The 21,017-nt window shown below is 61.8% G+C and carries 20 protein-coding genes and 1 riboswitch; of the genes, 11 read left to right on the plus strand and 9 right to left on the minus strand.

Features of this window, described 5'->3' with window-relative positions:
* Window positions 1-2 precede the first annotated feature (2 nt).
* The 3 genes from J2J99_RS19655 to J2J99_RS19665 all read right to left on the minus strand — a co-directional run bounded on the left by J2J99_RS19655 (window position 3) and on the right by J2J99_RS19665 (window position 3,276).
* On the minus strand, window positions 3-938 hold the full coding sequence (locus tag J2J99_RS19655) for a carbohydrate ABC transporter permease (RefSeq protein WP_168301479.1): 936 nt from the start codon (window positions 936-938) through the stop codon (window positions 3-5).
* Window positions 935-1,888: a carbohydrate ABC transporter permease gene (locus J2J99_RS19660; protein ID WP_168301480.1), complete on the minus strand. Its 954-nt coding sequence runs from the start codon at window positions 1,886-1,888 to the stop codon at window positions 935-937. The genes J2J99_RS19655 and J2J99_RS19660 overlap by 4 nt, the downstream gene beginning before the upstream one ends.
* Window positions 1,889-2,016: 128 nt before the next feature.
* Window positions 2,017-3,276 carry an ABC transporter substrate-binding protein gene (locus tag J2J99_RS19665; RefSeq protein WP_207600938.1) on the minus strand — a complete coding sequence of 420 codons (1,260 nt, stop codon included), beginning with the start codon at window positions 3,274-3,276 and terminating at the stop codon, window positions 2,017-2,019.
* Between the two features lie 473 nt (window positions 3,277-3,749).
* Here J2J99_RS19665 and queC point away from each other — a divergent pair, with 473 nt between their 5' ends.
* Genes queC through queE form a run of 3 tightly spaced genes read left to right on the plus strand, consistent with a single transcriptional unit; the run spans window position 3,750 to window position 5,541 of the window.
* Window positions 3,750-4,460, plus strand: a complete 711-nt coding sequence (queC, locus tag J2J99_RS19670; protein ID WP_168301481.1) for a 7-cyano-7-deazaguanine synthase QueC — start codon at window positions 3,750-3,752, stop codon at window positions 4,458-4,460.
* The gene (gene queD, locus J2J99_RS19675; protein WP_168301482.1) at window positions 4,460-4,816 is read left to right on the plus strand and encodes a 6-carboxytetrahydropterin synthase QueD; all 357 of its coding nucleotides are present in this window, start codon (window positions 4,460-4,462) and stop codon (window positions 4,814-4,816) included. The genes queC and queD overlap by 1 nt, the downstream gene beginning before the upstream one ends.
* A complete protein-coding gene (queE, locus tag J2J99_RS19680; RefSeq protein ID WP_168301483.1) occupies window positions 4,813-5,541 on the plus strand; it encodes a 7-carboxy-7-deazaguanine synthase QueE in 729 nt (242 codons plus the stop codon). The genes queD and queE overlap by 4 nt, the downstream gene beginning before the upstream one ends.
* Here the strand turns inward: queE and J2J99_RS19685 are convergent.
* The 6 genes from J2J99_RS19685 to J2J99_RS19710 all read right to left on the minus strand — a co-directional run bounded on the left by J2J99_RS19685 (window position 5,515) and on the right by J2J99_RS19710 (window position 13,768).
* Window positions 5,515-6,777 carry an adenylate/guanylate cyclase domain-containing protein gene (locus tag J2J99_RS19685; RefSeq protein ID WP_168301484.1) on the minus strand — a complete coding sequence of 421 codons (1,263 nt, stop codon included), beginning with the start codon at window positions 6,775-6,777 and terminating at the stop codon, window positions 5,515-5,517. The genes queE and J2J99_RS19685 overlap by 27 nt on opposite strands.
* A gap of 102 nt (window positions 6,778-6,879) precedes the next feature.
* Window positions 6,880-7,854 (minus strand): class 1b ribonucleoside-diphosphate reductase subunit beta, encoded by a 975-nt coding sequence (gene nrdF / locus J2J99_RS19690; RefSeq protein WP_168301485.1) that lies wholly within the window; start codon window positions 7,852-7,854, stop codon window positions 6,880-6,882.
* Between the two features lie 176 nt (window positions 7,855-8,030).
* On the minus strand, window positions 8,031-10,235 hold the full coding sequence (gene nrdE, locus J2J99_RS19695) for a class 1b ribonucleoside-diphosphate reductase subunit alpha (protein ID WP_168301486.1): 2,205 nt from the start codon (window positions 10,233-10,235) through the stop codon (window positions 8,031-8,033).
* A complete protein-coding gene (nrdI, locus tag J2J99_RS19700) occupies window positions 10,214-10,618 on the minus strand; it encodes a class Ib ribonucleoside-diphosphate reductase assembly flavoprotein NrdI (RefSeq protein WP_168301487.1) in 405 nt (134 codons plus the stop codon). The genes nrdE and nrdI overlap by 22 nt, the downstream gene beginning before the upstream one ends.
* A gap of 13 nt (window positions 10,619-10,631) precedes the next feature.
* Window positions 10,632-10,853, minus strand: coding sequence for a glutaredoxin-like protein NrdH (gene nrdH / locus J2J99_RS19705; RefSeq protein ID WP_010068756.1), 222 nt, complete (start codon window positions 10,851-10,853; stop codon window positions 10,632-10,634).
* A 261-nt stretch (window positions 10,854-11,114) separates the two neighbouring features.
* Window positions 11,115-11,341, minus strand: a riboswitch (cobalamin riboswitch).
* A 204-nt stretch (window positions 11,342-11,545) separates the two neighbouring features.
* On the minus strand, window positions 11,546-13,768 hold the full coding sequence (locus J2J99_RS19710) for a heavy metal translocating P-type ATPase (protein WP_168301488.1): 2,223 nt from the start codon (window positions 13,766-13,768) through the stop codon (window positions 11,546-11,548).
* Window positions 13,769-13,839: 71 nt separating this feature from the next.
* Here J2J99_RS19710 and J2J99_RS19715 point away from each other — a divergent pair, with 71 nt between their 5' ends.
* From J2J99_RS19715 to J2J99_RS19750, 8 genes are all read left to right on the plus strand, one after another.
* The gene (locus J2J99_RS19715; protein WP_168301489.1) at window positions 13,840-14,262 is read left to right on the plus strand and encodes a MerR family transcriptional regulator; all 423 of its coding nucleotides are present in this window, start codon (window positions 13,840-13,842) and stop codon (window positions 14,260-14,262) included.
* A 67-nt stretch (window positions 14,263-14,329) separates the two neighbouring features.
* Window positions 14,330-15,538: a TIGR03862 family flavoprotein gene (locus J2J99_RS19720; protein ID WP_168301490.1), complete on the plus strand. Its 1,209-nt coding sequence runs from the start codon at window positions 14,330-14,332 to the stop codon at window positions 15,536-15,538.
* 193 nt (window positions 15,539-15,731) lie between these two features.
* On the plus strand, window positions 15,732-16,691 hold the full coding sequence (locus tag J2J99_RS19725) for a helix-turn-helix domain-containing protein (RefSeq protein ID WP_168301491.1): 960 nt from the start codon (window positions 15,732-15,734) through the stop codon (window positions 16,689-16,691).
* A 168-nt stretch (window positions 16,692-16,859) separates the two neighbouring features.
* On the plus strand, window positions 16,860-18,368 hold the full coding sequence (adh, locus tag J2J99_RS19730) for an aldehyde dehydrogenase (protein ID WP_168301492.1): 1,509 nt from the start codon (window positions 16,860-16,862) through the stop codon (window positions 18,366-18,368).
* A gap of 219 nt (window positions 18,369-18,587) precedes the next feature.
* Window positions 18,588-19,001 carry a DUF779 domain-containing protein gene (locus J2J99_RS19735; RefSeq protein ID WP_168301493.1) on the plus strand — a complete coding sequence of 138 codons (414 nt, stop codon included), beginning with the start codon at window positions 18,588-18,590 and terminating at the stop codon, window positions 18,999-19,001.
* An 84-nt stretch (window positions 19,002-19,085) separates the two neighbouring features.
* A complete protein-coding gene (locus J2J99_RS19740; protein ID WP_168301494.1) occupies window positions 19,086-19,682 on the plus strand; it encodes a DJ-1/PfpI family protein in 597 nt (198 codons plus the stop codon).
* Between the two features lie 25 nt (window positions 19,683-19,707).
* The gene (locus tag J2J99_RS19745; RefSeq protein ID WP_168301495.1) at window positions 19,708-20,058 is read left to right on the plus strand and encodes a ribbon-helix-helix domain-containing protein; all 351 of its coding nucleotides are present in this window, start codon (window positions 19,708-19,710) and stop codon (window positions 20,056-20,058) included.
* 173 nt (window positions 20,059-20,231) lie between these two features.
* Window positions 20,232-20,939, plus strand: a complete 708-nt coding sequence (locus tag J2J99_RS19750; protein WP_168301496.1) for an SDR family NAD(P)-dependent oxidoreductase — start codon at window positions 20,232-20,234, stop codon at window positions 20,937-20,939.
* Window positions 20,940-21,017: the final 78 nt, after the last annotated feature.

Raw genomic sequence — 21,017 nt, forward strand, 5'->3', positions numbered from 1 at the left:
ACTTACCCTTTGACTGCGCCCGCCATCAGACCGCGCACGAAGTAGCGGCCGGCGAGGATATAGACGATGAGCGTCGGCACGGCCGCGATCATCGCCGCCGCCATGTTGACATTGTATTCGACCACCCCGGTCGAGGTGTTAACGACATTGTTGAGCGCCACCGTCATCGGCATGGAGTCGCCGGTGCCGGCATAGGCCGAGGCAAACAGGAAGTCGTTCCAGATGTTGGTGAACTGGTAGATGACGGTGACGACGATGATCGGCAGCGAGTTCGGCAGCATGATGCGGCGGAAGATCTGGAAGAAGCTGGCGCCGTCGACCTGGGCGGCCCGGACCAGCTCGGTCGGGAAGGCCTCGTAGAAATTGCGGAAGAACAGCGTCGTGAAGCCCAAGCCATAGACGACATGGACGAAGACCAGGTTGACCGTCGAATTGCCGAAGCCGAAGGAAAAGCCGGTGGCGTTCTGCAGGGTGACGCCGAAGCGGCCGAGCGAGCCGAGGATGGTCGCCATCGGCAGCAGCACCGACTGGAACGGGATGAAGCAGGCAAACAGCATCAGCCCGAACACCAGCGTATGGCCGGGAAAGCGCCACTTGGTCAGGATATAGCCGTTCAGCGCTCCCATGATGGTGGAGATGGCCACCGCCGGCACCACCATCTTGATCGAGTTCCAGAAGTAGCCCTTGATGCCGGCGCAGGTCAGCCCGACGCAGGCCTCGCCCCAGGCCTTGATCCAGGGATCGAAGGTCGGGGCCTCAGGCAGCGCCAGCATGTTGCCGCCCTGGATCTCGTCCATCGTCTTGAACGAGGTCACGAGCATGACGAAGAGCGGCATCAGGTAGAGGATGGCGAAGATCACCAGCAGGCCGTAGATGACCAGCCGGCCGATCCAGCGGGTGTTGTTGGAATGGGAGGGAGAGGAAGCCGAGATGCTCATCGCGCCTTCTCCTTCAGTTCGGAATAGAGATAGGGAACGATGATCGCCGAGATCGTCATCAGCATGATGATGGCGCTGGCCGAGCCGACGGCCATCTCATTGCGCTTGAAGGTGTATTCATACATGAAGTTGGACGGCAGCCAGGCCGAGCCGCCCGGCCCGCCCGAGGTCAGCGCCACCACCAGGTCGTAGGACTTGATCGCCATATGGGCGAGCACGATGAAGGCGGAGAGAAAGATCGGCCGTAAGAGCGGAATGACGATGCGGCGATAAAGCTGCAAGGGCGAGGCGCCGTCGATCTGCGCCGCCTTCATGATCTCGCCGTCGATGCCGCGCAGACCCGCCAGGAACATTGCCATGACGAAGCCCGACGCCTGCCAGACGCCGGCGATGACGACGGTATAGATGACGAAGTCCTTGTTCTTGATCCAGTCGAAGTGGAAGCTCGTCCAGCCGAAGTGGTGCAGCGTCTGCTCGAGCCCAAGGCCGGGATCGAGGAACCACTTCCAGGCAACGCCTGTGACGATGAAGGAAAGCGCCATCGGATAGAGGAAGATCGGCCTGAGCAGCCCCTCGCCGCGGATCTTCTGGTCGAGCAGGATGGCGAGCAGCAGGCCGAGTGCCAGGCAGATGCCGACATAGAGGAAGCCGAAGATCGCCATGTTGGTGATCGAGGTGTACCAGGAGGATGGCGGATCGCTCTCGAAGGTCCAGCGCCACAGCCGCTGATAGGCGCGTGGCCCCGTCAGCGCATAGGACGGGAAGGTCTTGGAATTGGTAAAGGACAGATAGGCCGTCCAGACGATGAAGCCGTAGACGAAGACCAGCGTGATGACGAAGCTCGGCGCCAGCACGATCTTCGGCAGCGCATCCTGCAGCCGGCCCCGCAGCGAGATCGGCGTCGCTTGCCCGGGGGTCAGAACCGGATCGGTGGTGGCAACTGTGCTCATGGATATCGTCTCCCTCCTGCATCATCGGCCCGGCATGATCGAGCCCGCATGATGATCCGCGCATGGTCGGCGCGGAGCTTGAAGCTTCCCCGCGAGAACGCGCGGGGAAGCATTTGTCATCGACAGCCTCAGCGGGCGTCGTCGATCGCCTGGACGAGCTGCTTGACGGCTTCGTCGGAGCTTTTGATCTGGCCGTGGACGAACTTCGAGACGACGTCCTTATAGGCATTGGCAATCGCCGGAGGCGCGCCATAACCCTGGGCGAGCGAACCAAACAGCGTGCCGCCCTCATTGGCCGCCTTCAGGTCGGCGATGCCCTTCTTGCCGCAGGCGTCGAAGTCGGTGTCGGGGACGTCGGTACGGGCCGGCACCGAACCCTTGACGACGTTGAAGGCCGACTGGAAGCTCTTCGACAGCGTTGCCGTTGCCAGCGCCACCTGCGCTGCCTTGCGGTCGTCGGGGACGTTGAACATGCCGAACATGTCGGAGTTGTAGATGACGCTGCCGTCGGTGCCGGGGAAGCGGTAGCACAGGAAGTCCTTGTCCGGGGTCTTCTTGGCGGCGACGAATTCGCCCTTGGCCCAGTCACCCATCACCTGCACCAGCGCATCGCCCTTGATGACCATGGCGGTCGCCAGGTTCCAGTCGCGGCCGGAGAAGTTCGGATCGACGTATTGGACGATCTTCGCCAGGTTGTCGAAGGACTTCTTCATCGTGTCCGACTTCAGCGCTTCCTCGTCGAGGTCGTTGAAGGCCTTCTTGTAGAATTCCGGGCCGCCGGTCGACAGCACGATGGAATCGAACATCGTCGCTTCCTGCCAGTTCTGGCCGCCGAGCGCCAAGGGAATGACACCGGCCGCCTTCGCCTTGTCGAGCAGCGCCATCAGATCGTCGAAGCTCTTCGGCTGGCTGCCGCCGATCTTGTCCATCACCGCCTTGTTGATCCACAGCCAGTTGACCGAGTGGACGTTGACGGGAGCTGCGACCCACTTGCCGTCATAGACCGAGAACTTCTGCAGGGCCGCCGGCACCGACTTGTCCCAGCCTTCCTTCTTGGCCGTCTCCGTCAGGTCGCCCATGACGCCGGCCTGGGCATAATCGAGCACGGTGTAACCCAGCATCTGCGAGGCCGTCGGATAAGTGCCCGCCGCCACCATCGCCTTCAGCGCCGTCATCGCCGCATCACCGCCGCCGCCGGCAACCGGAACGTCCTTCCAGGCAAAACCTTCCTTCGCAAGATCCTCCTTCAACACGTTCAAAGCCGCAGCCTCGCCGCCAGACGTCCACCAGTGCAGCATCTGCACTTCCTTGACGTCGGCTGCGTGGGCGCCACCGAGGCCAGCCGTCATCACGACAGCAATAGCCGCCGAGCTCAAAAACTTGCGCATGAATTCCTCCCGTTTGAAATTCGGCGGCGGGCCCTCCCAGCCGCCCGATGTTTACCGCCGTTGCAGCGGTCGACATACGGCCGCGCTTCTCCGCGCGGTCGCTAATTTAAAACGGTATAAGCGCTTGGTCGTCAAGCCCTTTCTCGACTCCCGAGAAAAATATGCCTATTCCTCTATCCAACTGAATTTACAGCTTTTTTCATTGCGAGGGCAGATCGCCGAAACTCGACACAATCCTTAAGGCGTAGACACCGGCCGGCGAGGATCCGGGACGCTGGCCGCGTCGGCGCATCAGCCATCCTGACGCCGAGGCCTCCGCCTCCCGCTGCCGGCGCAAATCAATTCCCGATCGGCAAGACCGTACAACTTTCGAGGCCGACATCTTAAAACTGTTTGCATCACGCGCGATTTGGCCTAGAACCACGCCGTAATCCGGTCGCAGCCCACCCGGTCAAAACAAGGGAATCCAAAATATGAAGACTCTCGTCGTCTGCTCTGGCGGACTCGACTCCGTTTCGCTTGCCCACAAAATGGCAGCGGAACAACAGCTGATCGGCCTCGTCTCCTTCGACTACGGCCAGCGGCACCGCAAGGAACTCGACTTCGCCGCCCAGTGCGCCGCGCGTCTCGCCGTTCCTCATCATGTCATCGACATCGCCGCCATCGGCGGCCATCTTGGCGGATCGGCGCTGACCGACAATGTCGAGGTCCCGGACGGCCACTATGCCGAGGAGACCATGAAGGCCACCGTGGTGCCGAACCGCAATGCCATCATGCTGGCAATCGCATTCGGCTTGGCCGCCGCGCAAAAGGCCGATGCCGTCGCCGTCGCCGTGCATGGCGGCGACCACTTCATCTATCCCGACTGCCGGCCGGGCTTCATCGACGCCTTCCAGCGCATGCAGAACGAAGCGCTGGACGGTTATGCCAGCGTCCGATTGCTTGCACCCTATGTTAATGTTTCCAAGGCGGCGATCGTCGCCGACGGCGAAAAACACGCGACGCCGTTTGCCGAGACCTGGTCATGCTACAAAGGCGGCAGGCTCCACTGCGGGCGCTGCGGAACCTGCGTCGAACGCCGCGAAGCTTTCCACCTTGCCGGCATTTCCGATCCGACGGACTATGAAGACCGGGACTTCTGGAAAGCGGCGGTGTCGCAATATTCCGCGGCGGAGGTACGTTGATGTACCGCATCACCAAGGAATTTCACCTCTCCGCCTCCCACCAGCTGGATCATCTGCCGGTCGACCATCAATGCGCCAGGCTCCACGGCCATAACTATATCGTGGTCGTCGAACTCTCAGCCGAAAGCCTGAATGACGACGGCTTCGTTCGCGACTATCACGACCTGTCGCCGCTCAAGCGTTACATCGACGAAGCTCTCGATCATCGTCACCTGAACGAGGTCTTCGGTCATTCGAAAGTCACCTCCGAGTTCCTGGCAAAGCACTTTTACGACTGGTGCAGAGAGCGCTTCCCGGAGACCTCGTCCGTCCGCGTCAGCGAGACGCCGAAGACCTGGGCGGAGTACCGGCCATGAGCGGAGAGACTATTCGCGTCAGCGAGATCTTCGGCCCGACCATCCAGGGCGAAGGCGCTTTAATCGGACTGCCGACGGTGTTCGTCCGGACAGGCGGCTGTGACTACCGCTGCTCCTGGTGCGACAGCCTTCACGCGGTCGACAGCGCCTTCCGGGATCAGTGGATTCCCATGTCCCCCGAGGCGATCTGGCAGGAGGTCACGAAGCTCTCGGCAGGTCGGCCGTTGACGGTTTCCCTATCCGGAGGCAATCCGGCGATCCAGCCGCTGGGACCACTGATCGAATTCGGCCATTCCCAAGGATACCGGTTCGCGCTGGAAACGCAGGCGAGCGTCGCCCGGGACTGGTTTCGCGATCTCGACATCCTGGTCTTAAGCCCCAAGCCGCCGTCGAGCGGAATGCTGACGGATTGGGATCAGGTCGACAGCTGCCTTCGGCTCGCCGCCGGTGGCCCGGAGATCGGGTTGAAAATCGTCGTCTTCGACGATGACGATTACGCCTTCGCCCAAGAGGCGGGCCGGCGCTATCCCTATATTCCCTTGTTCCTTCAGCCGGGCAACCATACGCCGCCGCCGCCCGATGATGACGACGCCCGCATCGATATCGACGGGGTGATGGATCGGATGCACTGGCTCGTCGAGAAGGTGACGACCGACGGATGGTTTGCCCCGCGCGTGCTGCCGCAGCTGCACGTGCTGCTATGGGGAAACAAACGCGGCGTCTGAACCTGCCTGCGCCCACCGCTCAGGAAAAGCGAAGACATCGACAGGCTCTCCGAGCCCGCGCAGCGGGAAGGTGCCGAGACTGTCCATGTCTTTCGCGCAGCCCGCCATTTCGACGAAGGCCCGCGACAGGAGCACCGGACGCTTGACCTCCTTGGTCAGGCTTTCCAGCCGCGAGGCGATATTCACCGCCGGGCCGATGACGGTGAAATCCAGCCGCCGACGCGAACCGATATTGCCGTACATGACGTCGCCGACATGCACGCCGACACCGTAGCGCAGCGGTTCGCGCCCCGCCCGTGCATGCTGCTCGTTCAGCTCGGCCATCGACGCCTGCCCTTCGCGGATCGCCTGCAGCAGATCGGCGCAGGCCGTTTCCTTGCTTAAGGGGAAGATTGCCAGCAATCCGTCGCCCATGAACTTGAGGATTTCCCCGCCATAGCGTTCGATCGGATCCGACATCGCGTCGAAATAATCGTTGAGCAAATGGATGACATCGTCGCGCGGCCAGAGATCGGAGATCGCCGTAAAGTCGCGCAGGTCGCAGATCATGATCGCCGCGCCGACGGTGGCGCCGCTGCCGCGTGTCGTCACGCCCGACAGGATTTGCTCGCTCGCATGTGGTCCGACATAGGTCTGCAGCAACGTTCGCGCCATGATGTTCTTCAGGCGAATTTCGCTGATTAAGGTCAGGGCCGGAAGGAGATCACGCAGGAAATCGACATGTTCGCTCGTAAAGCCGCCCGGCCGGCTGGTGGAAAATGTAGCCACATGCCGTTTGCCGAAGGTGTGTTCGAGCGGCCAGGCGATATACTCGGTCAGGCCGTCGTCGCGCAGCTCCCGATAGAAGGAATCCAAGTCGGTGTCGACTGCGCCTTCCAGCCGCCTGCGCACCTCCTCCGCACCCTGATGGATCGCGTTGACCGGGCTGGTCAGGAACTCCGGCGTGTTTTCGACGCCATAGGCGAATGTGTTGATCTTCGCCTCTGTGAGCCCTTCCTTCCAGAGGATGCGGGCACCGATCCATTGCGGATGGTTCGTCCGGAAATGCAATGTCGCCCGGGCCACCGGCACCCCGGCCGAAAGCAGCTTCCCGCACATCTCCACCAGAATGTTGTCGATGAAACGCTCGTTCCGCGTCTCGTTCACCAGCCAGTCGAGAATCCGTCTCCTGCGGATCGGCCAGACACCCTCGTCCGCTTCAACGGCAGTCCCGGTCTTGTTCAAAAAAGGCGACATCGAAAACTCCGCTACATCACGCCATCGGCGAGGATCGAATTCAGTTTCCGCTGAATGTGGGCGACAGGGAAGCAAATGATAAGGGCAGACTGCGAGAAAGCCTCAGAAATCCCAATCCTCGTCCTCGGTCGCGACAGCCTTGCCGATGACATAGGAAGAACCGGAGCCGGAGAAGAAGTCATGGTTCTCGTCGGCATTCGGTGAAAGCGCAGACAGGATCGCCGGATTGACCTTGCAGGCTTCGGCCGGGAAAAGCGCCTCGTAGCCCAGGTTCATCAGGGCCTTGTTGGCGTTGTAATGCAGGAATTTCTTGACGTCCTCGGTCAGCCCGACGCCATCATAGAGCGCCTCGGTATATCTCGCCTCGTTGTCGTAGAGTTCGAGCAGCAGGTCGAAGGCGAAATCCTTGGTCTCCTGCCGTCTCTCCTCGGACAACCGCTCCAGCCCGCGCTGGAATTTGTAGCCGATATAATAGCCGTGCACCGCCTCGTCGCGGATGATCAGCCGGATCATATCGGCCGTGTTGGTCAGCTTGGCGCGGCTTGACCAGTACATCGGCAGATAGAAGCCGGAATAGAAGAGGAAGCTTTCGAGGAAAACGCTGGCAATCTTCTTCTTCAAGGGATCGCCGGAACCATATTGCTCCATGATCAGCGCCGATTTTCGTTGCAGGAACTCGTTCTCCTCCGACCAGCGATAGGCGTCATCGACATCGGGCGTCGAGCACAGCGTCGAGAAGATCGAGGAATAAGAGCGCGCATGCACCGCCTCCATGAACGAGATGTTGGAAAGCACCGCCTCCTCATGCGGCGTTACCGCATCCTCCATCAGCCTGATGGAGCCGACGCCGCTCTGAATCGTGTCGAGCAGGGTCAGCCCGGTGAACACGCGGATGGTCAGCTGTTGCTCCGCCGGCGTCAGCGTCGCCCAGGAAGGAATGTCGTTGGAAAGCGGCACCTTCTCCGGCAGCCAGAAATTGCCGGTCAGCCGGTTCCAAGCCTCGAGATCCTTGTCGTCTTCGATGCGGTTCCAATTGATGGCGCGCACGCGGGAAGCTGGCTTGATGGCGATGTTCATTTGGTGGTCTTTCTTCCATAAATTCTAACGGAGCGTGGAGCCCCCTCACCCTGCCCTCTCCCCGCCGGGGAGAGGGGAACGCCGTGTAATCGGCTTGTCTCTTCTCCCCAGCGGGAGAAGCTGCTGGCGGGCGGATGAGGGGGCCATTCGCCCAAAGGCTCGCGGCCCAATTCAACTCAAAGCGTACAAGAGACGCAGCCCTGGACCTCGGTGCCGGACAGCGCCATCTGGCGAAGGCGGATGTAGTAGATCGTCTTGATGCCCTTCTTCCAGGCATAGATCTGCGCCTTGTTGATATCGCGCGTCGTTGCCGTGTCGCGGAAGAACAGGGTCAGCGACAGACCCTGGTCGACATGCTGGGTCGCCGCCGCATAGGTGTCGATGATCTTCTCCGCGCCGATCTCGTAGGCGTCCTGGTAATAATCGAGATTGTCGTTGGTCATGAACGGCGCCGGATAATAGACGCGGCCGATCTTGCCTTCCTTGCGGATCTCGACCTTCGAGACGATCGGATGGATCGAGGAGGTCGAGTGGTTGATGTAGGAGATCGAGCCAGTCGGCGGCACAGCCTGCAGGTTCTGGTTATACAGGCCGGAAGTCATGACAGCCGTCTTCAATACCGCCCAATCCTCCTGTGTCGGAATATGGATTCCTGATTTGTCGAACAGCGCCTGCACCTTCTCGGTCGCCGGCTTCCATTCCGTTTCGATATATTTGTCGAAATAGTCGCCGGAGGCATATTTCGAATTCTCGAAGCCCTTGAAGCTTTGGCCGCGTTCGACCGCCAGCAGGTTCGAGGCGCGAATCGCGTGATAGGTCACCGTATAGAAATAGATATTGGTGAAATCGACGCCTTCCTCCGAGCCGTAGAAGATGCGTGCGCGGGCGAGATAGCCGTGCAGGTTCATCTGGCCGAGGCCGATCGCATGGCTCTCGTCGTTGCCCTTCTCGATCGAAGGGACCGAGGCAATGTGGCTCATGTCCGAGACGGCCGTCAGCGCCCTGATCGAGGTCTCGACCGTCTTGCCGAAATCGGCGGAATCCATGGCCGCCGCAATGTTCAGCGAGCCGAGATTGCAGGAAATATCCTTGCCCAGATGCTTGTAGGAGAGGTCGTCGTTGTATTCGCTCGCCTCGCTGACCTGCAGGATCTCCGAGCAGAGGTTGCTCATCGAAATGCGGCCGGCGATCGGGTTTGCCCGGTTCACCGTATCCTCGAACATGAGGTAGGGATAACCGCTCTCGAACTGTATCTCGGCGAGCACCTGGAAGAATTCACGCGCCTTGATCTTCTTCTTCGAGATACGGGCGTCCGCCACCATCTCCCGGTACTTTTCCGTCACCGAAATCTCGGTGAAGGGCATGCCGTAAACGCGCTCCACGTCATAGGGCGAGAACAGATACATATCCTCGTTGTTCTTGGCGAGCTCGAAGGTGATGTCGGGCACGACGACGCCGAGCGACAGCGTCTTGATGCGGATCTTCTCATCGGCATTTTCGCGCTTGGTGTCGAGGAAGCGCATAATGTCGGGGTGATGGGCGTTGAGATAGACAGCACCCGCTCCCTGACGGGCACCGAGCTGGTTGGCATAGGAAAAACTGTCTTCGAGCAGTTTCATGACGGGAATGATGCCCGACGACTGGTTCTCGATCTGCTTGATCGGCGCGCCGGCCTCGCGGATGTTCGTCAGCGACAGCGCCACGCCGCCGCCGCGCTTCGACAATTGCAGCGCCGAATTGATCGACCGGCCGATCGATTCCATATTGTCCTCGACCCGCAGCAGGAAGCAGGAGACAAGTTCGCCGCGCTGCTTCTTGCCAGCGTTGAGGAAGGTCGGCGTCGCCGGCTGGAACCGGCCGGAAATGATCTCGTCGACCACGTCGCGGGCAAGGGCCTCATCGCCACGCGCCAGCGTCAGCGCCACCATGCAGATGCGGTCCTCGTAGCGCTCGAGATAGCGTTTTCCGTCGAAGGTCTTCAGCGTATAGCTGGTGTAATATTTGAACGCACCGAGGAAGGTCGGGAAACGGAACTTTCGGGCATAGGCCTCATCGAACAGTTCGCGTACGAAATTGAAGGAATACTGGTCGAGCACCTCCTGCTGGTAGTAGCCCTCGGTCACGAGGTAATCGAGCTTTTCCCTGAGATTGTGAAAGAACACGGTGTTCTGGTTCACGTGTTGCAGGAAATACTGCTTTGCCGCCAAGCGGTCCTTGTCGAGCTGGATCCGTCCCTCATCGTCATAGAGGTTCAGCATGGCGTTCAGCGCATGATAGTCCAGCGTTTCCGCCGCTTTTACAGGGCGTTCGCCGGCGGGGTGAGCAAAAGTGCTATGCGGTTTTGCGCCCGCATCCCGCGTCAGAGTTGTTGCCGTGTCCAAAATCGTTCCATTCCGTGTTTGACGTTGGCGACATCTTCTTCCGTGCCCATGAGCTCGAACCTGTAGAGGTAGGGCACCTGGCATTTCTGCGAAATCACGTCGCCGGCGAGCCCGTATGTCTCGCCGAAATTGCTGTTGCCCGCGGCAATAACGCCCCGGATGTGTCCTCGATTCTCCGCATCGTTCAAGAAACGGATCACCTGCTTGGGAACGGCACCCTTGCCACTGTCGCCGCTATAGGTCGGCACGATGAGAACGAAAGGCTCGCGGATACGCAACGCCTCTCCGCCGCTAGAAGGAATGCGCGCCGCGCGCAGCCCGAGCTTGGTGACGAATCGGTGGGTGTTCTCCGATCGGCTGGAATAGTAGACGATCAGCCCCACCGCCGTTTTCCGGTCAGGAGAGCGCACTGATCATATCGGGACGGAAACCCGCCCAATGCCGCTCGCCGGCGATGACGACCGGCGCCTGCATGTAGCCGAGGCTGCGGACGCGATCGAGCGCTTCGGCGTCCTGCGAGATATCGACGATATCGTAATCGACGCCCAGGCGGTCGAGGGCGCGATAGGTGGCGGTGCACTGGACGCAGGCAGGTTTGCTGTAGACGGTAACGCTCATCATGTTCCTCGTGATGTCAAAGAATTCAGGACGCAATACTCGGATCGGACGCCTTGCGACGTCCGGGGCAACGCTTGATGGTGATCTGGCAAAGTCGGCGGCTTAAACGCCCGATACGATCTCTTTCCGGATTTGTGCGGGCGGCGGCCTTGATGTTCTGGACATGACTTCAACCCCGAAGTGCGCATGCGGACGTTCGGGGCAGCGCAACAGGCGCGGATCATTCCGCTTCATGCACGCGACCTTCCGGACACCCCGCCCGTGGACGTTTCGTTCAAGGCAGGTCTCCTGGCTAGCGGGTCGAAGCACCCTGCCCCGGCCTTCCCGAGGCCTCATGCCTCAGTGACCTGAAATCGGACAGTTGCTCGCCGCTTACAGTTGCGGGGGCAGCTCCGGCCTTGTTGCGCCATCATGGCGAAACGCACCGTATTCCCATCTTCGCCCCCAGATCCTGACGAATCGAAGGCACCTCGAACACTAGATATAGTACGCGAATCGAGAAAAGCGTCAATGGGTGGTTGATGCATCGCGTTACGAGCGGGCTGAAATCGCTGCGTTCCTGTGAAAAACATGGATAACGAATGTTTAAGCAAAATGGGCTGTGGAGAACATCGGAACGAATAGAGCCCGCCTGTAGCCGGCTCTGCGATCTTCAATTTCGAAGGCTCGAATCGAGCCGAATAGACAAGCGCCTATCCCCTTATTCGAAGCAGCCGGAGCGCGTTGAACGTCACCAGCACGGTGGCGCCGGTATCGGCGAGGATCGCCGGCCAGAGCCCGGTCATCCCGATGATCGTCGTCACCAGGAAGACAGCCTTCAGCCCGAGCGCAATGGTGATATTCTGAAAAATATTGCGCATCGTCCGCTGCGAAAGCGCGATCATTCGCGCCACGTCGCCGACGCGTCCGTGTAGCACGGCCGCATCGGCCGTCTCCAGCGCCACGTCGGTGCCGCCGCCCATGGCAATGCCGATATCGGCAGCCGCCAGCGCGGGCGCGTCGTTGATGCCGTCGCCGACCTTGGCGACGATGAAGCCCCGGCGTTTGAATTCGCCGACGGCCTTCTGTTTGTCTTGCGGCATCATCTCGCCGCGCCAGTCGATGCCGAGCATGCCGGCGACGGCTGCCGCCGCCCGCTTGTTGTCACCCGTGAGCATCATCGCCTCTATCCCCGCTGCTTTCAGGGCCGACAGCCCGGCTTCAGCATCCTCACGCGGCTCGTCGCGCATGGCGATCAGGCCGGCTGCCGCGCCATTGACGAGAAGCACCGACACGCTCTTGCCCTCGTCGTTCAGCGCACTGATGCAGGCGTCCTTTTCCCCATCAAGCGCCCCGCGCTCGCGAGCGGCGGACGGCGACAGCAGATCCAGAGTCTCGCCCCCGACTTTGCCCGTGACGCCCTTGCCCGGCAGCGCCTCCAGCTCGAAGGCCGGCGGCACGGGAACGCCGTCCGCCTTGGCGCGGTTGAGGATCGCAAGCGCCAAAGGATGGCTGGAGCCCTGCTCCAGCACCGCCGCGCGCGACAGGAGCTGCGCTTCGTTCAAACTGAAGGAAACGATATCGGTCACCTGAGGCTTGCCTTCCGTCAGCGTGCCCGTCTTGTCCAAGGCGACCATCGTCACCTTCCCAAGGCCTTCCAGCACCGCACCGCCCTTCATCAGCAGTCCGCGCCGCGCGCCTGCCGAAAGCGAGGCTGCGATTGCTGCCGGCGTCGAGATGACAAGCGCGCAGGGGCAGCCGATCAGCAGGATGGCAAGGCCCTTGTAGATCCATTCAGCCCACACGCCGGCGAGGAACAGCGGTGGAACGACTGCAACCAACGCCGCGACCACCACGACGCCTGGCGTGTAATAGCGCGAGAACCGGTCGATGAAGCGTTCCGTCGGCGCCTTCGATTCCTGCGCCTCTTCCACCAGCTTGACCACCCGGGCGATGGTGTTGTCGGCCGCGGCCGCTGTGACGCGAACCCTAAGCACCGCATCGCCATTTACTGTCCCCGCAAAAACCGCGGCATCGACGCCCTTTCGAACCGGCGTGCTCTCGCCCGTCACCGGCGCCTCGTCGATCGCGCTCTCGCCCGATACGATGACGCCGTCCGCAGAAATACGGTCGCCGGGCCGAACCATGATGATCGCGCCAACGGCAAGGCTTTCCGCCGGCACCTCCCGCGTCTGGCCATTGTCTTCCAGCAAAGCATTCTTCGGCACCAGGGCCGTCAGCGATCGAATGCTTTCGCGGGCCTTGCCGGCAGCCACGCCTTCCAGCAGTTCGCCGACGAGAAACAGGAAGACGACGGTCGCCGCCTCCTCGCCCGCATTGATGATGACGGCGCCGACCGCGGCGATCGTCATCAGCATCTCGATCGAAAATGGCGCGCCTGCAAACGCCGCCATTATGGCGCGCCGCGCGATCGGTACCAGACCGACCAGCATGGCGACGATGAAGGCATAGGCTCCGACCGCAGGCGCGAGATGGCCGACAGCGTAGGCGGCAAGCAGCGCTGCACCCGAGAGGATGGTCAGCCGGCCCTTCCTGCTCTGCCACCAGGGGCCTGTCATCGGCCCATGGTCATGCCCGTGCAGGCCCTCGATTTCTTTTTCGGCATGGCGGTGATTGTGAACATGACCTTCATGCTCGTGCCCGGCGTGATCGTGATGATCGTACGATCCGTGATCTCCCCTCGGCGCAGCGCTTCCGGCAAAAGACGAGACCGAATAGCCGAGCCCCGTCACCTTCTTCTCGATCGCCTTGAGGTCGCTGCTGCCGTCGTGCCGAACGATCATCGAACCCGCTACCACCGAGACGGAAACATCGACGACTCCAGCCACGCGCCTGACCGCCGCGTCGATCTTGCTCGCGCAGGCGGCACAATCCATGCCGCCGACCCGGTATCGTGTCTCGTTCGCCTCAGCCATGATCCGATTCCTTGTCAAATAGAAGCACCTCTCCTACATCCTCTAGCGACTAGAGGTGCAAGAGGAATGTCATGAAAAAGATCACGATTGGCGTAGCCGCTCGCCGGAGCGGGGTCAAAGTGCCGACGGTGCGTTACTACGAGAGCATCGGCCTGCTCGCGGCGCCGAGCCGCAGCGAAGGCAACCAGCGCTCCTTCGAACCTGCCGATATCAACCGCCTCACCTTCATCCGCCATGCCCGCGAACTCGGTTTCGACATCGAGGCGATCCGCACGCTGCTCACCCTGCAGGATGATCCTCACCAATCTTGCGCTTCGGCCGATGCCATCGCCAAGGCCCGTCTCGTCGAGGTCGAGCAGCGCATCCGCCGCCTGAAGGCGCTGAAGGCCGAACTCGAAACCATGGTGGAAGGTTGCGGCCATGGCCGCGTCGACCAATGCCGTGTCATCGAGGTTCTCGCCGACCACGGCCAGTGCACGCATTCCCACCACTGATCGCGCCCTTGCGGGCAAGGCGCAGCCGCGCCAAAACTGCACCGGAAAGAATCGGGCGAAGGCATCCATGGACCAAAAGCGAATTGCGATCATCGGTGGTGGCCCGGCGGGCCTGGCGGCCGCCGAGCTGCTTTCGCTCTCCGGCCATGCGGTGACGGTCTATGACGCCATGCCGACCTTCGCCCGCAAGTTTCTTCTGGCCGGCAAGTCGGGGTTGAACATCACGCACTCCGAGGATTATGCCCGTTTCGCCACGCGCTTCGGCGCGGCCTCTGCCCGCCTGCGCCCCGCTCTCGATGCCTTTACCCCTGGCGATATCAGAGATTGGGCGACAGGGCTCGGAACCAAGACTTTCATAGGCTCGTCCGGCCGGGTCTTCCCTGATGTGATGAAAGCCTCTCCCTTGCTGCGAGCCTGGCTCAAACGGCTGGAGGCGCAGGACGTCATGCTGCGCACGCGCCACCGCTGGATCGGTTTTGCCGATGACGGCTATGTTTTCGAAACGCCTGAAGGACGCAGCATCGTCCATTGCGACGCAGTCCTGCTGGCGCTCGGCGGCGCCAGTTGGCCGCGCCTCGGCTCCGATGCACGCTGGCTGCCGTGGCTATCGGAGAAGGGCGTCGCGATCGAGCCCTTCCGGCCCGCCAATTGCGGCTTCGTCGTCGGCTGGAGCGAAAGCTTCCGCGACCGTTTCGCCGGCGAGCCGGTGAAGTCGGCCACCGCCACCTCCGATGCCGGCACCTTTCCCGGGGAATTCGTCGTCACCGCAAACGGCATCGAGGGCAGCCTGGTCTATGCCCATGCGGCGAGCCTTCGCGATCGGCTGCTGAACTGCGGTAGCGCTGCCCTGACGCTCGACCTCGCGCCGGGCCGGACGCTCGAAAGGCTGACCCGCGACCTCGCGCGCCAGGATGCCAAATCGAGTTTTTCAAACCGCCTGCGCAAGGGCGCCGGCCTCGACGGCGTCAAGGCGGGATTGCTGCGCGAACTCGCTGCCGAGCGCGACCGAGCCGATCCCGGCCGCCTCGCCGGCATGATCAAGGCCCTGCCGGTGCCGGTTCTCGAAACGAGGCCAATCGGCGAGGCTATCTCCTCGGCCGGCGGCGTCCGCTGGAGCGGCATCGACGATGGCTTCATGTTGAAGACGCTGCCGGGCACCTTCGTCGCCGGCGAGATGCTAGACTGGGAAGCGCCGACCGGCGGCTATCTCCTCACCGCCTGTCTTGCGACCGGCCGCGCCGCCGCACGCGGCATCGAGGCTTGGCTGCGACGCTGACCATCGCCAGCAAAGCTGGGCGAGGATCGCGATCTAAATCAAAGACGTGGCGTATCCGTCGTGCAAGGATCGCGCATGCCTTTCAGCATCATGCCCTGATCGCCAGGCGAGGAGGAAGCTGGCCGTCTCTGCGTGCAATTGCAAACCGGCGGCTTTTCCATCAGATTATGCTGCAGTTCCGTGGGAGGAGCAGATGCACGAACAGTCAGCACATGCGGAGCATGTCTATAGCTCTGCGCAACGGAACTCGGCCGCCGCAAGTTCTCCGATTGTCGCCTCCTGGCGGCGTTGCATGACCATGCACCGGCTCGCGCCCGAGGACGAACGTACGCCGCTGCGTCTGACCGACGAGGAATTTCACCGCGCCCGCGAACAGTCCGAACGGCTGGTCGCCGGTGCAAGCGAGGAGCTCGACCGGCTCTTCACCACGGTCGGGAAAGCCGGCTGCTGCATTCTTCTGACGGACAGGAACGGCATTGCGCTGGAGCGTCGGGGCGCTGCCGGCGACGATAAGGACTTCCGCCAACTCGGTCTCTGGACCGGTTCGGTATGGACCGAGGCGAGCATCGGCACCAACGGCATCGGCACGGCGCTTGCCGACGAGCGCGCCGTCGCCATCTTCCGCGACCAGCATTTCTTCTGCTCGAATATCCGCCTGAGCTGCACCACGGCGCCGGTGCGCGATCATCGCGGTGAACTCGCCGCCGCCCTCGACATTTCGACCTGCCGCGATGACATCAATGAAGTGACGCTGGCGATCCTCACGCAGACCGTGCGCGATGCCGCGATGCGCATCGAACTCAACCTCTTCCGCTCGGCCTTTCCCGGCGCCCGCTTCCTGATGGTCCCGGCCGGCGCCAATTCCGCCGCCGCCCTGCTTGCCGTCGACAGGCATGATCTCGTGCTTGGCGCAACCCGCGCCGCCCGCATCGCGCTGCAGTTGGACGACAAGCGGATTGCGGCCGGCATACCAGCCGCCGATGCTCTGCGCGAAGCCGTCGTCTCACAGCAGGAAGAGATGGTCGAGGCGGAAAAGGCGGCCTTGCTGAGGGCGCTGTCGCGCACCAGCGGCAACGTCTCGCAGGCGGCGATCGCGCTCGGCATAAGCCGCGCCACGCTGCACCGGAAGATGAAGAAGTTCGACCTGCATTAGCCCGACCCGGAACATGTAACAGACAAGGCTATCATGACGCGGCCCTGTCGCATGACTGCGACAGTGTGCACTGCGGTATCGCAGACCTCCCCTGTTCGCTTCGACAAAACGCGCCCATTTTGCCTCCATTGGTTCACTTCGGAACCTGGTTCATCACGGGAGGATGACATGCTTCATCAGAAAATCGTCGAGTCGCCATTCAAGCTGAAATACGGCAACTATATTGGCGGCGAATGGCGCGAGCCGGTCGAAGGCAGGTATTTCGAAAACCTGACGCCGGTCACCGGCGGCAAGCTCTGCGACATTCCTCGTTCCGATGAAAAGGACATCAATCTCGCGCTCGACGCCGCCCATGCGGCCAAGGAAAAATGGGGCCGCACCTCCGCCGCCGAGCGCTCCAACATCCTCATGCAGATCGCGCAGCGGATGGAAGACAAGCTGGAATTGCTCGCCCAAGCCGAGACCTGGGATAATGGCAAGCCCATCCGCGAGACAATGGCGGCCGACATTCCGCTGGCAATCGACCATTTCCGCTATTTCGCCTCCTGCATCCGTGCCCAGGAAGGCTCCATCGGTGAAATCGATCATGATACGATCGCCTATCACTTCCACGAGCCGCTCGGCGTCGTAGGCCAGATCATCCCCTGGAACTTCCCGATCCTGATGGCGACGTGGAAGCTCGCGCCGGCGCTGGCCGCTGGCAACTGCGTCGTGCTGAAGCCTGCCGAACAGACGCCGGCCTCGATCCTGCTCTGGGCCGAACTGGTCGGCGATCTGCTGCCGCCCGGCGTTCTCAATATCGTCAACGGCTTCGGCATCGAAGCCGGCAAGCCGCTGGCGACCAGCCCGCGGATCGCCAAGATCGCCTTCACCGGCGAAACGACGACAGGCCGGCTGATCATGCAATATGCCAGCCAGAACCTCATTCCGGTGACGCTGGAACTCGGCGGCAAATCGCCGAACATCTTCTTCGCCGATGTGATGGCCGAGGATGACGACTTCCTCGACAAGGCGCTCGAAGGCTTTGCGATGTTTGCCCTTAACCAGGGTGAAGTCTGCACCTGCCCGAGCCGCGCCCTCGTTCAGGAATCGATCTATGACCGCTTCATGGAAAAGGCGGTCAAGCGCGTCGAGGCGATCAAACAGGGTAACCCGCTCGATCCTGCGACGATGATCGGCGCTCAGGCTTCGACCGAGCAGTTGGAAAAGATTCTTGCCTATCTCGACATCGGCAAGCAGGAAGGCGCTCAGGTTCTGGCTGGCGGCTCCCGCAACGATCTCGGCGGCGAACTGGCAAAAGGTTATTACGTCAAGCCGACGATCTTCAAGGGCCACAACAAAATGCGCATCTTCCAGGAGGAGATCTTCGGACCGGTGGTCTCGGTCACGACCTTCAAGACCGAGAAGGAAGCACTCGAAATCGCCAACGACACGCTTTACGGCCTCGGCGCCGGTGTCTGGAGCCGCGACGCCAATCGCTGCTATCGCTTCGGCCGCGAGATCCAGGCCGGCCGCGTCTGGACCAACTGCTACCACGCCTATCCCGCCCATGCCGCCTTTGGCGGCTACAAGCAATCGGGCATCGGCCGCGAAACCCACAAGATGATGCTCGAGCACTACCAGCAGACGAAGAACATGCTGGTGAGCTACAGCCCGAAGGCGCTCGGTTTCTTCTGAGAACTTTCGTGTGGTGGGAGGGAGTCTCAAAAACCCCTCCCCAACCCCCTCCCCACCAGGGGAGGGGCTTAAACCTGCGGCGCTCGCCGTATTCGTTTTTTGAGCGAAGTATATGCATCCGGCTCGTCGTTTTGCGGGCCGGTGCCACAGCCTAGCCCCTCCCCTTGTGGGGAGGGGTTGGGGAGGGGAATTCCTCTTCCAAAACCTTGGAGAAGACCGATGGAAATGACCGTCAACGGCGAACCGCGTGTTATCGCAACCGACGCAGCTCTTGACCTGATCGCTGAGATCAAGCGCGACCATCCCGATATCCTCTTCCACCAATCCGGCGGCTGCTGCGACGGCTCCTCGCCGATGTGTTATCCCGCCAATGAATTCATCGTCGGCGATAGCGACGTCAAGCTTGGCGAGATCGGCGGCGTGCCGGTCTATATCGGCGCCAGCCAGTTCGAGGCGTGGAAGCACACACAGCTGATCATCGATGTCGTGCCGGGTCGCGGCGGTATGTTCTCGCTCGACAACGGACGCGAGAAACGCTTCCTCACCCGCTCGCGGCTCTTCGGCGGCGGAGAGGCCTGTGCCGTCCCGGATGCTACGGATAGGCGGTCTGGCGCGCAATATTCTTCCCGTTGAGAATTTCGCCTGTAGTATTCCCATAGTACCTTCTGTCCGACGGTCTTTGTTAATCTTCGTCCGTTGGTTTCAAGGGAGGATACGATGCCAGCTCCAAAGATCCTGATGATAACCGGTGATTTCACCGAAGATTATGAAACGATGGTGCCGTTCCAGACGCTGCTCGCCTGCGGCTATACGGTCGATGCCGTCTGCCCCGGCAAGAAGGCGGGTGAGAGCGTCGCCACCGCCATCCATGATTTCGAGGGCGACCAGACCTATTCCGAAAAGCGCGGCCACAATTTCGCGCTGAACGCCACTTTCGACAGCGTGCGGGCGGAGGATTACGATGCCCTCGTCATCCCCGGCGGTCGCGCGCCCGAATATCTCCGCCTCAATGCCGACGTCATCAAAGCGGTCCGGCACTTCTTCGATGCCGGAAAACCGGTTGCAGCCATCTGCCACGGGGCGCAGCTGCTTGCCGCTGCCGGCGTCCTGAAGGGCCGCACCTGCTCGGCCTATCCCGCCTGCCGGCCCGAAGTCGAACTGGCCGGCGGCGTTTATGCCGATATTGCAATCACCGATGCGGTCTCGGACGGCAATCTGGTCACGGCGCCGGCCTGGCCGGCGCATCCCTCCTGGCTGCGCCAGTTCATGGCGGTGCTCGACGCCACGTCGATGCCTGAAACGAACGCCGCCTGACAAGGGGTGGCACCGGGAGGACGACATGTGTGAACTCTTCATCAAAGCGGATGCGCGGCTATGGGAAAGCGCCACCCGGTCGCTGCGTATCGACGGCATGGTCACCAGCGTCAGGCTGGAGAACTTCTTCTGGTCGAAGCTCGAGGAAATTGCCCGGCGCGACGGCATGAATGTCGTGCAACTGATCACCCGGCTGCATCATGAGTCGATCGACGCCGGTCACGATCTCGGAAATTTCACATCTTTCCTACGCGTCTGCTGTGCTCGCTATCTCGATCTGCAGCTCACCGGCGATATCCCCGCCGATGTCAGCCGCCCGATCTCCGAGCTGGATGCGCCGGTCATTCTCGGCCGCGAACGGGAAAAATATCACTGAAGCCTGGCCTGGCGAACCGCCGATGATTGCGGCAGAGCTCTCCACGGGGAGCTCTGCCGACAATCCTGGGATAACTGAGCTTGGTGCGGCTGCACGGGGGTTGCGTTGCGGCGCAGCCTGGATCAACAATGCACGGCATCATCCAGCACCGGCACCTCAGGAGATCGATTGCCATGAACGACCAGGGAGCCGTGATCGTCACGGGAGCCGGCGGCAATCTTGGCAGCGCCGTTGTCCGCGAGCTTGCCGCAGGCGGCGCCAAGCTCGTCTGCATGAACCGGTCGAGCCAGGAACTGGAAACCTTGGCCGGCGAGCTTCCGGCCTCCACGGAGTTCCTGTCGATCGCCGGAACGGAGCTCACCGATTATGCCTCCTGTGCTGCCGCCGTCGCTCGGGCCGTCAAGCACTTCGGCGGCGTCAGCGCCCTGGTCAATACGGTCGGCGGCTTCCAGATGGGACCGGTCGGGCCGGATGCGCCTTCCCAATGGGACACGATGATGACCGCCAATGCCCGCACTGCGCTGACGATCAGCGCTGCGGTTCTCCCGACCATGAAGGCGGCAGGCTATGGCCGCATCGTTCACGTCGCCGCCGCCCCCGGCCTGAAGGCCGGAGCCAATCAGGCGGCCTACGCCGCCTCGAAAGCCGCCGTCATCCGGCTGACCGAGGCGATAGCTGCGGAAAACCGCGATCACCGCATCACCGCCAACTGCGTTCTTCCCGGGACGATCGATACGCCTGAAAATCGCGCCGCCATGCCGAATGCGAAGACGGATGGCTGGGTATCGCCGCAATCGATCGCCCGCCTCATCGCCTTCCTGATTTCACCGGCCGCAGCTGTCGTCACCGGCGGCGCGATCCCGGCGACCGGGCGCGAATAAAGCAGGGTCTGCCTGTCTGACAGCGCCATCTGGCGTGCGGCATGGTCCTTTTGTATTCTCGGGCAGGAGACCGGGCTT

The sequence above is a fragment of the Rhizobium binae genome, assembly GCF_017357225.1.
Lineage (GTDB): Bacteria > Pseudomonadota > Alphaproteobacteria > Rhizobiales > Rhizobiaceae > Rhizobium > Rhizobium binae.